Origin of the sequence: Streptomyces sp. NPDC005576 (assembly GCF_042871745.1) — a bacterium.
In the GTDB taxonomy this organism is placed as follows: Bacteria; Actinomycetota; Actinomycetes; order Streptomycetales; family Streptomycetaceae; genus Streptomyces.
In genome coordinates this window covers 118452-131562 of sequence record NZ_JBIAJC010000004.1, presented here as the reverse complement: position 1 = coordinate 131562, position 13111 = coordinate 118452, and the positions used below count along the sequence as shown (strand labels likewise).

General features: G+C 71.5%; 11 protein-coding genes. 9 read left to right on the top strand and 2 right to left on the bottom strand.

The window, feature by feature from the left end:
- The first annotated feature begins 183 nt into the window (after positions 1-183).
- The 3 genes from purN to ACFYPN_RS08705 all read left to right on the top strand — a co-directional run bounded on the left by purN (position 184) and on the right by ACFYPN_RS08705 (position 4295).
- Entirely contained in the window at positions 184-855 is a 672-nt protein-coding gene (gene purN, locus ACFYPN_RS08715) for a phosphoribosylglycinamide formyltransferase (RefSeq protein ID WP_358758904.1), read from the top strand.
- Positions 842-2395, top strand: coding sequence for a bifunctional phosphoribosylaminoimidazolecarboxamide formyltransferase/IMP cyclohydrolase (purH, locus tag ACFYPN_RS08710; RefSeq protein ID WP_389297406.1), 1554 nt, complete (start codon positions 842-844; stop codon positions 2393-2395). Before purN ends, purH begins: the two co-directional genes overlap by 14 nt.
- Before the next feature lie 301 nt (positions 2396-2696).
- The gene (locus ACFYPN_RS08705; RefSeq protein ID WP_389297404.1) at positions 2697-4295 is read left to right on the top strand and encodes a DUF2079 domain-containing protein; all 1599 of its coding nucleotides are present in this window, start codon (positions 2697-2699) and stop codon (positions 4293-4295) included.
- Positions 4296-4310: 15 nt separating this feature from the next.
- Here ACFYPN_RS08705 and ACFYPN_RS08700 read toward each other — a convergent pair.
- Both ACFYPN_RS08700 and ACFYPN_RS08695 read right to left on the bottom strand, forming a co-directional pair.
- Positions 4311-5242, bottom strand: a protein-coding gene (locus tag ACFYPN_RS08700; protein ID WP_389297403.1) for an IS5 family transposase whose coding sequence is annotated in 2 segments (ribosomal slippage) — positions 4311-4909 and positions 4909-5242 — 933 coding nt in all. Because the reading frame shifts where the segments join, the coding sequence is not laid out codon by codon here.
- A 197-nt stretch (positions 5243-5439) separates the two neighbouring features.
- The gene (locus ACFYPN_RS08695; RefSeq protein WP_358758898.1) at positions 5440-6045 is read right to left on the bottom strand and encodes a hypothetical protein; all 606 of its coding nucleotides are present in this window, start codon (positions 6043-6045) and stop codon (positions 5440-5442) included.
- Positions 6046-6281: 236 nt separating this feature from the next.
- Here ACFYPN_RS08695 and ACFYPN_RS08690 point away from each other — a divergent pair, with 236 nt between their 5' ends.
- The 6 genes from ACFYPN_RS08690 to ACFYPN_RS08665 all read left to right on the top strand — a co-directional run bounded on the left by ACFYPN_RS08690 (position 6282) and on the right by ACFYPN_RS08665 (position 12833).
- The gene (locus ACFYPN_RS08690) at positions 6282-7160 is read left to right on the top strand and encodes a bifunctional methylenetetrahydrofolate dehydrogenase/methenyltetrahydrofolate cyclohydrolase (protein WP_358758896.1); all 879 of its coding nucleotides are present in this window, start codon (positions 6282-6284) and stop codon (positions 7158-7160) included.
- A 15-nt stretch (positions 7161-7175) separates the two neighbouring features.
- Positions 7176-7721 carry a DUF3017 domain-containing protein gene (locus ACFYPN_RS08685; protein ID WP_358758894.1) on the top strand — a complete coding sequence of 182 codons (546 nt, stop codon included), beginning with the start codon at positions 7176-7178 and terminating at the stop codon, positions 7719-7721.
- 490 nt (positions 7722-8211) lie between these two features.
- Entirely contained in the window at positions 8212-9201 is a 990-nt protein-coding gene (locus ACFYPN_RS08680; protein WP_358758892.1) for a malate dehydrogenase, read from the top strand.
- Between the two features lie 268 nt (positions 9202-9469).
- A complete protein-coding gene (locus tag ACFYPN_RS08675; protein ID WP_358758890.1) occupies positions 9470-11371 on the top strand; it encodes a hypothetical protein in 1902 nt (633 codons plus the stop codon).
- A 40-nt stretch (positions 11372-11411) separates the two neighbouring features.
- Entirely contained in the window at positions 11412-11792 is a 381-nt protein-coding gene (locus ACFYPN_RS08670) for a hypothetical protein (protein ID WP_389297400.1), read from the top strand.
- 3 nt (positions 11793-11795) lie between these two features.
- Positions 11796-12833, top strand: a complete 1038-nt coding sequence (locus ACFYPN_RS08665) for a serine/arginine repetitive matrix protein 2 (protein WP_358758886.1) — start codon at positions 11796-11798, stop codon at positions 12831-12833.
- The last annotated feature ends 278 nt before the right edge of the window (positions 12834-13111 follow it).

Genomic DNA, 13111 nt, shown 5'->3' with positions numbered 1-13111 from the left:
CGTAGGGTCCCCCGTACCCGAGGGCGATCCTCGTTCGTAGGACCGTACAAAGAGGTCGTACGAGAGGCCGTACAGAGGGCCGCACGAGTGGCCGCACCGAGAGATCCGTACGAAAAGTCCGTCAGCAACAAGAGCTCCGCCGGCACATCGCAGGCGCGTCACCACGCGAGAAAGGGCCCAGCCGTGGCCTCGCCCACCTCAGCCGATCCGGCTCGTCCCGCCGCTCCGGCCCGTCTGGTCGTGCTGGTCTCCGGTTCCGGTACCAACCTCCAGGCCCTCCTCGACGCCATCGACGCCGACCCCCAGGGGTACGGCGCCCGGGTCGTCGCGGTCGGCGCCGACCGCGAGGGCATCGTCGGTCTGGAGCGGGCCGAGCGTGCCGGTATCCCTACCTTCGTCCGCAAGGTGAAGGATCACGCCACCCGCGAGGAGTGGGACGCCGCGCTGGCCGCCGCCACCGCCGAGCACCGGCCGGATCTCGTCGTCTCGGCCGGCTTCATGAAGATCGTGGGCAAGGAGTTCCTGGCCGCGTTCGGCGGCCGGATCGTCAACACCCACCCCGCCCTGCTCCCCAGCTTCCCCGGCGCCCACGGAGTGCGTGACGCGCTCGCGTACGGCGTGAAGGTCACGGGGTGCACCGTCCACTTCGTCGACGACGGTGTCGACACCGGTCCGATCATCGCGCAGGGCGTGGTCGAGGTGACCGAAGAGGACACCCCGGAGGGCGAAGCCGCTCTCCACGAACGCATCAAGGAAGTCGAGCGCAAGCTGCTCGTCGAGGCCGTGGGGCGGATCGCCCGTGACGGTCATCGCATTGAGGGACGAAAGGTTCATCTCGGTCATGTCGGTGAATAAGCCCATCCGCCGCGCCCTGGTCAGTGTCTACGACAAGACGGGGCTGGAAGACCTCGCCCGCGGTCTCCACGAGGCCGGCGTCGAGCTGGTCTCGACCGGCTCCACCGCCGGAAAGATCGCCGCCGCCGGCGTCCCGGTCACCAAGGTCGAGGAGCTCACCGGCTTCCCCGAGTGCCTCGACGGCCGCGTGAAGACGCTCCACCCGCGCGTCCACGCGGGCATCCTCGCCGACCTGCGCCTGGACGCCCACCGCGAGCAGCTCGCCGAGCTGGGCGTGGAGCCCTTCGACCTCGTGGTCGTCAACCTGTACCCGTTCAAGGAAACCGTCGCCTCCGGTGCCTCCGCCGACGAGTGCGTCGAGCAGATCGACATCGGCGGTCCGTCCATGGTCCGCGCCGCGGCCAAGAACCACCCGTCCGTGGCCGTCGTCACCAGCCCCGAGCGGTACACCGACGTCCTCGCCGCGGTGCGGGCGGGCGGCTTCGACCTGACCACCCGCAAGCGGCTCGCCGCCGAGGCCTTCCAGCACACCGCCGCGTACGACGTGGCGGTGGCCTCCTGGTTCGCCGCCGACTACGCCGCCGCGGACGACTCCGGCTTCCCGGACTTCTTCGGTGCGACGTACGAGCGCACCAACGTCCTGCGCTACGGCGAGAACCCGCACCAGCCCGCGGCCCTCTACACCTCCGGCACCGGCGGTCTCGCCGAGGCGGAGCAGTTGCACGGCAAGGAGATGTCCTACAACAACTACACGGACACCGACGCCGCGCGCCGGGCCGCGTACGACCACGCCGAGCCGTGCGTCGCGATCATCAAGCACGCCAACCCGTGCGGCATCGCCATCGCCGACGACGTGGCCGAGGCGCACCGCAAGGCGCACGCCTGCGACCCGCTCTCCGCGTTCGGCGGCGTCATCGCCGTCAACCGCCCGGTGACCGTCGCGATGGCCGAGCAGGTCGCCGAGATCTTCACCGAGGTCATCGTCGCCCCGGCGTACGAGGACGGCGCGGTCGAGGTCCTCGCCCGCAAGAAGAACATCCGCGTGCTGCGCTGCGAGGGCGCCCCGACCGCCCCGGTCGAGGTCAAGCCGATCGACGGCGGCGCGCTCCTCCAGGTCACCGACCGGCTCCAGGCCGACGGCGACGACCCGGCCAACTGGACCCTCGCCACGGGCGAGGCCCTCTCCGCCGACGAGCTGAAGGACCTCGCCTTCGCGTGGAAGGCGAGCCGCGCGGTCAAGTCCAACGCGATCCTGCTCGCCAAGGACGGTGCCTCGGTCGGCGTCGGCATGGGCCAGGTCAACCGCGTCGACTCCGCGAAGCTCGCCGTCGAGCGCGCGGGCGCCGAGCGGGCCCGGGGCGCGTATGCCGCCTCCGACGCCTTCTTCCCGTTCCCCGACGGTCTGGAGATCCTGACCGCCGCCGGGATCAAGGCCGTGGCCCAGCCGGGCGGTTCGGTCCGCGACGAGCTGGTGATCGAGGCGGCGAAGAAGGCCGGCGTGACCATGTACTTCACGGGAACGCGCCACTTCTTCCACTGAGTCACGCGGTCACGCGGTGAAGGTGTGACGCGGTGACGCTGTCGGGCCTCACCGTCGAGGTGTGACGGTCGTGCGGCCCGCCGGGACATCCCGGCGGGCCGTCCGCGTACCTGCCCCGGCCGAGGTGGGCGGGAGCGGACCCGAGGTTTCCCGTCTCCCCGGGGCTCCGGCTCTCTGTTCTAATGGATCGCTCGTCCGAAGAGGTGTACGAGGCCGCGCGATCCGCGGGGCCGCCCGATCCGCGAGACCCTCCGATCGGCGTGCACGACTCGATGGGAACCGGTGGGTGGATTCATTGCGGATGGGGAAAGCGGTGCCCGGCCCGGGCGGCGACGAGCGGAGCCGTACCGGAACCGGCTGGTCCGTCCCGGCGCAGCAGACGCGCGGCGCGGGCCCCGGGCAGCACCCGGACGACGATCAGCGGCCGGAGAAACCCACCCCCGGCGCGCCGGCCTCCCCAGCACCGGCCCCCGACGCACCGGCCCCCGCAGGACCTGCGGCCCCCGAGGGGCGGCCCGACCGCGTCCCGCTGCGCCCGTACCTGCTCATCGGCGCGGTCCTCTGCGCCCTGTACTTCCTCTACGCCTACTTCCAGTACGCCCGCTTCGACTCGCCCTCCTGGGACCTCGGCATCTTCGAGCAGGAGGTACGGGCGTACGCCGGGTTCCACGCGCCGGTCGTCGACATCAAGGGCCCCGGCTACCTGATCCTCGGTGACCATTTCTCCCCGGCGGTGGCGCTGCTCGTCCCGCTCTACTGGATCTGGCCGTCCGCCCTCGCCCTGCTCTTCGCGCAGGCCGCCCTGTTCGCGCTCTCCGCCGTCATCGTGGGACGTACCGTCCAGCAGGTCCTCGGCGGACGGTACGGGCCCTGGATCACGGTCGCGTACGGGCTCTCCTGGGGGCTCCAGGAGGCGATGAAGGCCGACTTCCACGAGATCGCCCTCGCCGTCCCGCTGATCGCCCTCGTCTGCCGGGCACTGCTCACCGAACGCTGGTCGGCCGCCGTCCTCTGGGCCCTGCCCCTGGTCCTGGTCAAGGAGGACCTCGGCATCACCGTGGCCGCCGTCGGGCTGGTCCTCTTCGTCCTCGGACAGCGGTTCCAGGGCACGCTGCTCGCCGTCACCGGCTGCTGCGCCTTCGTGCTCACCGTCTTCGTCCTCATACCGGCGGCCAGCAGCGCGGGCGGCTACGACTACTGGAAGAAGATGGACACCGACGGCCAACAGCACGTCTCCACCCTCGACGTGGTGCTCGGGGCGTTCGACTCGTCCGTCAAGATCGAGATGCTGGTCTTCCTCTTCGGCATCACCGCCTTCATGGCGCTGCGGTCACCCCTGGTGCTGCTCGTCCTGCCCACGCTCGGCTGGCGGTTGCTCTCCCAGGACCAGAACCACTGGGGCATGGTCTGGCACTACAGCGCGATCCTCATGCCGGTCGTCTTCCTCGCCATGGCGGACGGCATCCGCCGCAGCCGGACGTCCCCCAGGCCCTGGCTCGCCTCCTTCGCGCACGTCGTCGTCCCGGTGACCGTGGGCATCGCCTTCGCGATGACCCAGCACCTGCCGCTGCGCGAACTGCTGCGCCCGGAGACCTACCGCGCCGACGCGGGGACGTACGCGGCGCGCGAGGCGATGGCGGCGATCCCGGTGGGCGCCCGCGTCGAGACCGACATCGCGCTGATGGCGCACCTCACCGCCGACCGGACCGTCTACTGGATCGGCGGCGCACCGGGCATGGCCCCCGACATCGTCGCCTTCGACATGGGCGCCGGCTGGGCCCGCTCGATCCAGGACCCGGCGGCGTACGCGACGCAGCTGCACCCGGAGGCGACGTACCGGCTCAAGCTCCGCACCGGGAGCATCGTCGTGGTGGAACGGACCCCGGCGGCGACGGGCTAGGCACTGTTTCTCGGATCATGTTCGGAGCCAGATAGTGAGGGCTGCGAGTGTGACGGTGCCGAGGTAGATGTAGGCGCGTTTCTCGTAGCGTGTGGCGACGGCACGGAAGCCCTTGAGGCGGTTGATGGCACGTTCAACGGTGTTGCGCTTCTTGTAGCGCTCGCGGTCGAAGCCGGTGGGTCGGCCGCCCAGGGAGCCCCGGCTCTGGCGATGTCTTTGCTGGTCAAGGCGTTCGGGGATGGTGTGCCGGATTCCGCGTCGTCGCAGGTAGCGGCGGTTCGCGCGGGACGTGTAGGCCTTGTCCGCCAGGACGTAGTCGGGCCGGGTGCGAGGTCGTCCGACGCCGGTGCGAGGCACGGAGATCAGCTCCAGCACGCGCTCGAACTGAGGGCCGTCCCCGTACTGCCCGGGCGTCAGGGCGAGGGCGAGGGGGCGGCATCGCCCTTCGGCCGCGAGGTGGATCTTGGTGGTGAAGCCGCCTCGGGAGCGTCCCAGGCATTCGCCGAGCTGACCACCTCCTCCAGCCGGGCGAGTAGTTTCCGCAGGACCGGATCGACCTGATTCGTCCCTCGCCCGGCCCCCTTTTGAGGAACCGCAGCCGGGGGCGCGTTCCTCGCGCCGGCGGCGTGCTGGTGGGCCCGCACCACGGTGGAGTCCACCGACACGTCCCAGTCGATCCGGCCGGCGGCGTCCTCGGCGGCCTGGACCTTCGAGAGCAACATTTGCCACGTTCCATCCGCCGACCAGCGGCGATGACGCTTGTAGACCGTCTCCCACGGCCCGAACCGCTCCGGCAGATCCCGCCACTGCACACCCGTCCGCACCCGGTACAGAACCCCGTTGATCACCCTGCGGTGATCACTCCAGCGACCGCCACGCGTGCCACCTCGCGGCAGGAACGACTCCAGCCGGTCCCACTCCGCATTCGTCAGATCCCCACGGCCCATACAGCCACCCTGGACCCAACACTCAACCCACGTCAGGAGATCCGAGAAACAGTCCCTAGTGCCGGGCGCGGCACTGGCGTCCGGCCCGGACACGCCGAAGGCCGTGCCCCGCGGAGAGCGGTGGCACGGCCTCAGGTGCCCTGCCCGACGTTGATCCGGTGGACACCACCCAGTGCGTCAGGGGTACCGCCGCGGCGTCAGTACTGCTGCGGCTGCTTGTTGCGGTTGAACCAGGCGCTGCCGTCGCTGTTGGCCGCGAAGACGACGACGAGAATGGCGAGCACCGTGTAGACGAGGCCGACCACGACGAACGGGTAGATGCCGAGGATCGCCGTCAGCACGCCGAAGACGATGGCCGTGACGCGCAGGCCGCTGCCCCCGCTGCCGAACTTCGCCCCGAGGACGATGGCGAACACGGCCCACACCACCGCGAAGACGGTGATGCCCCACAGCACGCCGCCCGAGTAGTCGGCGAGCTGCTGGAACTGCACGTCCTCCTCGAAGGAGGCGTCGTTCTTGGCGGCGCCGAAGGCCACCGCGGTGAGCGCGAAGATGATCGCACCGATGAGGCTGAGGCCGCCCATCACGAAGAGCATCACGCGGGCCGCCTTGACCCCACCCGGCATCTCGGTCGGCCCGGCCGGGAAACCGCCCTGCCCGTACGGCGCCTGGGGGTAGTCGTAGCCCTGCGGCGGTCCGCCCTGCGGGGACTGCGGGTAGCCGTATCCGGGCTGCTGGCCGCCGGGCTGCTGGGCGCCCGGCTGCGGCTGGCCGTAAGGGTTGTTGGGGTCGCCGAAGCTCATGGCGAGGTTCCTCCGATGTGGTGGTGCGGGGACGGTACGGCCCGCTCGGAGGATTCGCTGCGCACATGAACGGTTCGCCCCCCGGCACGGTCCGCATTGCTGCGCGCCTCATCGTCGTCCCGGTGGCCGGTTCCTGTCCACCTGATTGGCGTAGTAGTTGTGCAAGTGCAACGTCACCCGTCCGCCCACCGGACCTGAATTGGTACGCAGGTGGGTTCATCCGCGAGGATGGGTGCATGACTGCCCAGATTCTCGATGGCAAGGCCACCGCAGCCGCGATCAAGTCCGAACTGACCGTCCGCGTGGCGGCCCTCAAGGAGCGGGGCATCACGCCCGGCCTCGGAACCCTGCTCGTCGGCGACGACCCGGGCAGCCGGTGGTACGTCAACGGCAAGCACCGCGACTGCGCACAGGTCGGCATCGCCTCGATCCAGCGCGAACTCCCCGACACCGCCACCCAGGAGGAGATCGAGGACGTCGTACGCGAGCTCAACGCCAACCCCGACTGCACCGGTTACATCGTGCAGCTCCCGCTCCCCAAAGGCATCGACACCAACCGCGTGCTGGAGCTGATGGACCCGGCCAAGGACGCCGACGGACTGCACCCCATGAGCCTCGGCCGCCTCGTCCTCAACGAGACCGGCCCGCTGCCCTGCACCCCGCAGGGCGTCGTCCAGCTGCTCCGCCACCACGGCGTGGAGATCAACGGGGCGCACGTCGTGGTCGTCGGCCGCGGTGTCACGATCGGCCGCTCGATCCCGCTGCTGCTGACCCGCAAGTCCGAGAACGCCACGGTCACCCAGTGCCACACCGGTACCCGCGACCTCTCCGCCCACCTCAAGGAGGCCGACATCATCGTCGCCGCCGCCGGGGTGCCGCACATCATCAAGCCCGAGGACGTGAAGCCGGGCGCCGCCGTGCTCGACGTCGGCGTGAGCCGCGACGAGAACGGCAAGATCGTCGGGGATGTGCACCCGGGTGTGGCCGAGGTCGCCGCCTGGATCTCGCCGAACCCGGGCGGAGTCGGCCCGATGACCCGCGCGCAGCTGCTGGTGAACGTCGTCGAGGCCGCCGAGCGCACCGCCGCCGAGGCCGACGCCCCGGCAGCCGGCTGACCCGGAAGGAACCCGATGGCTGCTGCTACGAGTCCGGCCGGCCCCGCGCGCCGCGACGCGCGGGACCCCGGCGAGGCGGACCACGCGGACCACGCGGACCAGGCCGGGGGATCGGCGGAACCCGGGACGGACCCCGCGCCGCAGGACGCGTCCCCGGCGACGCCCCAGCGGTCCTGGCGGTTCTCGCTGACCCGCGACACCGCTCGCCCCGAGGGCGGCGGCCGGGCGGCGTCGGGCGATGCCCCCGCGCCGGCCCGCCAGTGGCCGCTGCTCGCGGTGCTCGCGACGGCGGCGGTGGGGCTGCTGATCGTGGCCACCGACCCGTTCGCCGAGGCGTTCCGGATCGGCGCCCTGCTGATCGGGGTGGCCCTGCTGATCGGGGCCGTGCTGCGCTGGGTGGTCCCGTCGGTCGGCATGCTGGCCGTACGGTCCCGGTTCACCGACCTCGTCACGTACGGGGTGATGGGCGCGCTGATCGTGCTGCTCGCGCTGATGGCGCAGCCGGGCCCGTGGGTGGACATCCCGGTCCTGGAGGACGCGGTCCACTTCACCATCCGCTGAGGCCGGACCCCGGGGCTCCGCGAGTGGCCCGTTCGGCCGGAGTCCTCTGAGCAGCCCGCGTGAGGTGACCCGGGCGGTGTCCGTCCCTTCCCCCGACAGGGACGGACACCGCAGGGCGGGCGGGGCGGTGCGGCCCCGGCGGGCGGCGAATCGAGCGCCGTCCGCGGCCCGCTCCAAGAGTCATGGACACGACCAGACGGGGCAAGGAACGGCCGCCCCCTGTGGCACGGAAGTGACCATTCCGGCACCGTGTGACCGCCGTGCCACAGCGCGACCGGCCGACTCGCCCGCGGATCCCCGGCGCCGCGTGGCGGGCCGCGACACCCTCGCCGGTACGGGGAGTCTGTGGGCCGTGACACAGGGGGGCAGGCGGTCGGCGGGGCCGGGGTCGGATAGCCTGGCCGACGGATATCTCTTCACATCAAGATTCAGGGATGTCCAGCTCCAGGGGCCATGAGCCCCCACCGCCAGCTGTCTAACGGAGATCGCCATGACCCGCACTCCCGTGAATGTCACCGTGACCGGCGCGGCCGGCCAGATCGGCTACGCGCTGCTCTTCCGCATCGCCTCCGGCCACCTGCTCGGCCCGGACGTGCCGGTCAACCTGCGTCTCCTGGAGATCCCGCAGGGTCTCAAGGCCGCCGAGGGCACGGCGATGGAGCTCGACGACTGCGCCTTCCCGCTGCTGCGCGGCATCGAGATCACCGACGACGCCAACGCCGCGTTCAACGGCGCCAACGTCGCGCTGCTCGTCGGCGCCCGCCCGCGCACCAAGGGCATGGAGCGCGGCGACCTGCTCTCCGCCAACGGTGGCATCTTCAAGCCCCAGGGCAAGGCCATCAACGACAACGCCGCGGACGACATCAAGGTCCTCGTCGTCGGCAACCCGGCCAACACCAACGCGCTCATCGCGCAGGCCGCCGCCCCGGACGTACCGGCCGAGCGCTTCACCGCGATGACCCGCCTCGACCACAACCGCGCGATCTCGCAGCTGGCCGCCAAGACCGGTGCCGCCGTCTCCGACATCAAGAAGCTGACGATCTGGGGCAACCACTCGGCCACCCAGTACCCGGACATCTTCCACGCGGAGATCGCCGGCAAGAACGCCGCCGAGGTCGTCAACGACCAGGCATGGCTGGCCGACACCTTCATCCCGACCGTCGCCAAGCGTGGCGCAGCGATCATCGAGGCCCGTGGCGCGTCCTCCGCCGCCTCGGCCGCCAACGCCGCCATCGACCACGTGTACACCTGGGTCAACGGCACCGCCGAGGGCAACTGGACCTCGATGGGCATCCCGTCGGACGGCTCCTACGGCGTCCCCGAGGGCATCATCTCCTCCTTCCCGGTCACCACGAAGGACGGCTCGTACGAGATCGTCCAGGGCCTGGACATCAACGAGTTCTCCCGCGCGCGCATCGACGCGTCGGTCGCGGAGCTCGTCGAGGAGCGCGACGCGGTTCGCGGGCTCGGCCTGATCTGAGCTTGAGCGGGGCACTGCCCCATCGGCTTTCGGAGCGCCCGTACGGCAACAGCCGTGCGGGCGCTCCCGCGTGTCGTGGCGGGAGCGTTCCGGCGCGTCTCCCGTGCGTTCCCGCGCGGGGTGCACGCGTGGACGTGAAGGTTGCGTGCACGGCCCGCCCCATGACGCACAATCGCCTCGCACCACCACTCCAGCGCCCGCTACATTGGCGTCCTATCCCATGCAACACCCGTGCGGACGCCATGGGTTGATCATCGAAGGGGTGCCGGTGACCGTGACCTCCGTGCCGTCGCAGGAATCGCACGACGGGGACGAACCGGGTGGACGACCGCCGGTTCACCCCGCGGGAAGCGAAGCCTGCCGACTGCTCTGCGCCGGGGTCCACCACCACGAGGGCTTCCGGGACGCCGTGATCGACCACCTGTACCTCCGGGAGAACAGGATCGTCGCCCCCTCCGCGGGCTTCGACGCGGCGCGTGTCCTGGCCCATGCGCTGTGGGCGCGAAAGACCCAACTCCAGTGGGCCGGCGGCATTCTGGCGTTCTGGGTGCTGGCGGTCGTCGTCACCCACGGCTTCTTCGCCATACTGGCGCTGGCGGCATTCTGGATCGGCGTGGCGCAGTCGATGCGGGGAACCGCCGCCGAGCCGCCCTTCTACCGGGTCATCCCGGCCCTGGTGATCCGCTGGTACGCCCGTCTCATACTGACCGCGTTCCTGATCGTCGTCGTGGTGTGGGTGCTGGGTGGGTCGCTCGGCTGGCTCGACACCAACGACTCGTCCGACCCCTACGGCTACGGCGGCTCCTACGGCGACGGCTACGGCTCGGACGACAGTCTCGTCGACAGTCTTCCCGGCTTCCTCACCCTGGTGCCGAGCCTCCTGGCCGGGCTCTCCCGAGGGATGCCCGCCTCCGTGCCCTGGCTCTGCCTGCTGGCCGTCGCCGGACTCGCCGGCCTGGTGGGCCTCCAACGAGGCCAGTTCTCCCGGGTGATGGGCGCGGAACTCTCCCGGCAGGGCTTCGCCGACCTCGCCGCCGACCCTGCCGAGCGGTACGCCGACGGGCGGTTCCGCCGGCTCCGCGACCGCATCCGGGTGGAGCAGCACTCCCCACTGATCATGTACAACGAGGACGATCCGTTCTGCGGCAGCGGGGACACCCGCCGCGCGTGGAACCTCTCCGTCGAACTCCGCCCGCGCACCGACACGGTGGCCGAGCCCATCGACAACGCGGCCATCCTCCGCAGGATCGTTCCCCTGCTCGAAGGGCTGCGGGTACCGTCCCCGCACGGCTCGCGGGAGGAAGCAGCGGCGGTGCGCGACCGGTTGCGCGAACTCCAGGTGGACGAGTGCGTGTTCCTCCCGGTACGCGGGCTGCTGAAGCGCCGGGACGCGCCGTACGGGCCGGAGGGGTTCGAGACGCACCGGAGGGCCGCCGTGGAGGAGGGCGGCGAGAGCCGCAGGCACTTCCTGCGGGTCAGGGTCGGCGGCTGGGGCGAGGAAGTCGTGGTCACCGTCTTCGTCAGGGTCCACACCCAGGGCGGGATGCTGATGCTGGAGGTCGCCCCGCACGTCCTGAAGCCGCTGCTGCCGTTCTTCCGCGAGCTGGACCAGCTCGCGCACCAGCATCGCAACAACAACTGGCTGGGCAAGGCGTATTGGGCCGTGACCCGGGCCCCGGGCTCCCTGATGCGCTCGCTGACCACGCTCGGCAGAGGCACGGTCGGCGGCCGGAAGCAGCTCACCGAGGGCCACGGCGGCGCGCTCCCGGAGGGACCGGAGCTCTCGGTCCGGCAGCTGGCCTCGGACACCCGGGCCACGCTCTTCCAGGAGATGGACATCGACCGGTACCTCAAGAGCATCGAGGACCGGGTGACCGGCGGGGTGCGGCTGGCGCTGCGCGAAGCCGGCTGGCAGACCGACGAGTTCGAGCAGAAGGTCGTCCACATCGGTGCGGGCGGCGTCTTCATCGAGTCCGCGACCGACAGTGCCATCGGCATCGGCGACCACAACACCATCACCAGCAACCGGCGGCGCGCGGAGCGGCGCGGCGGCGCCCCCGGTGCGTCGGGCACCCCGCCGACGTCGGGTCCGGACCAGGGGCCGGGCACGAGGCCGGGGCAGTCCTGGCCGCCCCCGCCGTTCGGCACGGGCGGGGCCCCGAGCACGTAAGAGCACTGACCTGACTCCGTACCACCGGAAGGACATGACCATGGGAAGCACGGACGGGCAACAGAAGCCCCGGGCCGGCGTGCACATCGGCTCGGTGACGGGCAGTGCGTTCGCCATCGGTGACCACAACGCCGTGACGCAGAACCAGCTCGCGGCACCGGCCGACGAGGCGCAGGCGAAACTCCTGGAGGCGGTGGGGGAGTTGCGTGCCGACCTCGCCCGTTTCGTCGAGACCGCCGCAACCGGGGCGCTCGACTCCGAGCTCGCCTCCGTGGCGGAGGAGATCGAGTCGGAGGGCGCCGCCGCACCCGGCCGACTCGTCCGTCTCCGGGAAGCCATGGAGGCGGCCGGATCCCTGGTCGCCACCCTGGCGTCGGGCGCCGCGGTCGGCCATGAGCTCTCGGCACTGCTGGGAGGCTGACCGATGAAGGGCGGCGGCGCACCGCGCTGGAACGACGAGACACAGCGGTGGGAGACGGGTGACCAGGTCCCGCCCGTGGTACTGCCCCCACTGCCCGTCTCCCCGCCGGTGGCACCGGCCCCACCGGCGGAACCGCCCGGCGCGTACGTGACGCCCCCGCCGGACGGCTCACCCGGCGGATACGTCTACGGCCCCGACGGGCGGGGCGGTTTCGCGACCGGGACCGGGACCGGCGACGGAACCGGCGACGGATCCGGAGGCGGAGCGAGGGGTGGATTCGTCGGCGGGTTCGTCGGCGAGATCGAGCCCGGGGACGGTGTGCGGGAGGAAGGCGTCGGTACGGTGTGGCAGCGGTTCACCCCGCTGACCGCCGGGCTCGCGGTCGGCCTGCTCGCCGCGTGCACGGCGGCTCTCTGGTTCACGCTCGCCGAGGGCGACGACCGTCACCCGACGGCACGGGGCTCGGCAACCTCCGCGTCCGCCTCGGCGACGGACGCCTCCGGCGGCCAGGGCACGGGCGACGAGTCCCCCGCCGAACCGACCGGCGAAGGTCCGGCCCCCACGGACGAGGGGACCGCCCCGGCGACGGCAGGCCCCGGATACACCGCCGTGGACGACCCGGACGGCTTCACCGTCGTCGTGCCCGAGGAGTGGACGAACCGCACCGAGGACGACCACGGCGTCTACTACACCTCGGCGGACGGCACCTCGCTGCTCCAGATCTGGCAGGTCACCGGGGTCACCAGCGCCCTGGACGCGGTGCACGCCGCCTCCGAGTCCCGCAGCGCCAGCCCAGGGTTCCAGGAGATCAGCGTCGAAGCGGTGGACTCCCCGGACGGCGGTGACGCCGCCCAACTGGTCTACGCCTACGACCACGAGGCGACCGGCACCCGCCGTCAGGTGCTCGACCGGGTCTTCACCGCGTCGAACGGCAGGCTCTACGCCCTGCTGGTCGCCGCTCCCGACACGGAGTGGCCGCTCCACGAGGAGATCATGGACGAGGCGGTCGCCGGCTTCGACCCGCAGGGGTCGGCTCCCTGACCGCCGTGTACGGGACGCCCCGGGCCGGGGTACGGCCGGGAGCGTCCCGGCAGGACGGAAGGGCATGCTCCAGCCCTGGAGGTGCCCCCCGTCGAGGTCGAAGCTGCACGGGGCCGACCCGCAGCGTCCAGGTGCCGGCCGCAGGACGGCCGAGGCGTCGACGGGGTGCGGCGCGTGCGGATCGGACGTGATCTCCCCAGGCGCATGGATAGACATGGGCACGGCAGAACACTCTTCGTGAATGACGGGGGTGCGGGCCGTCGTGCGCGCTCCCGGGT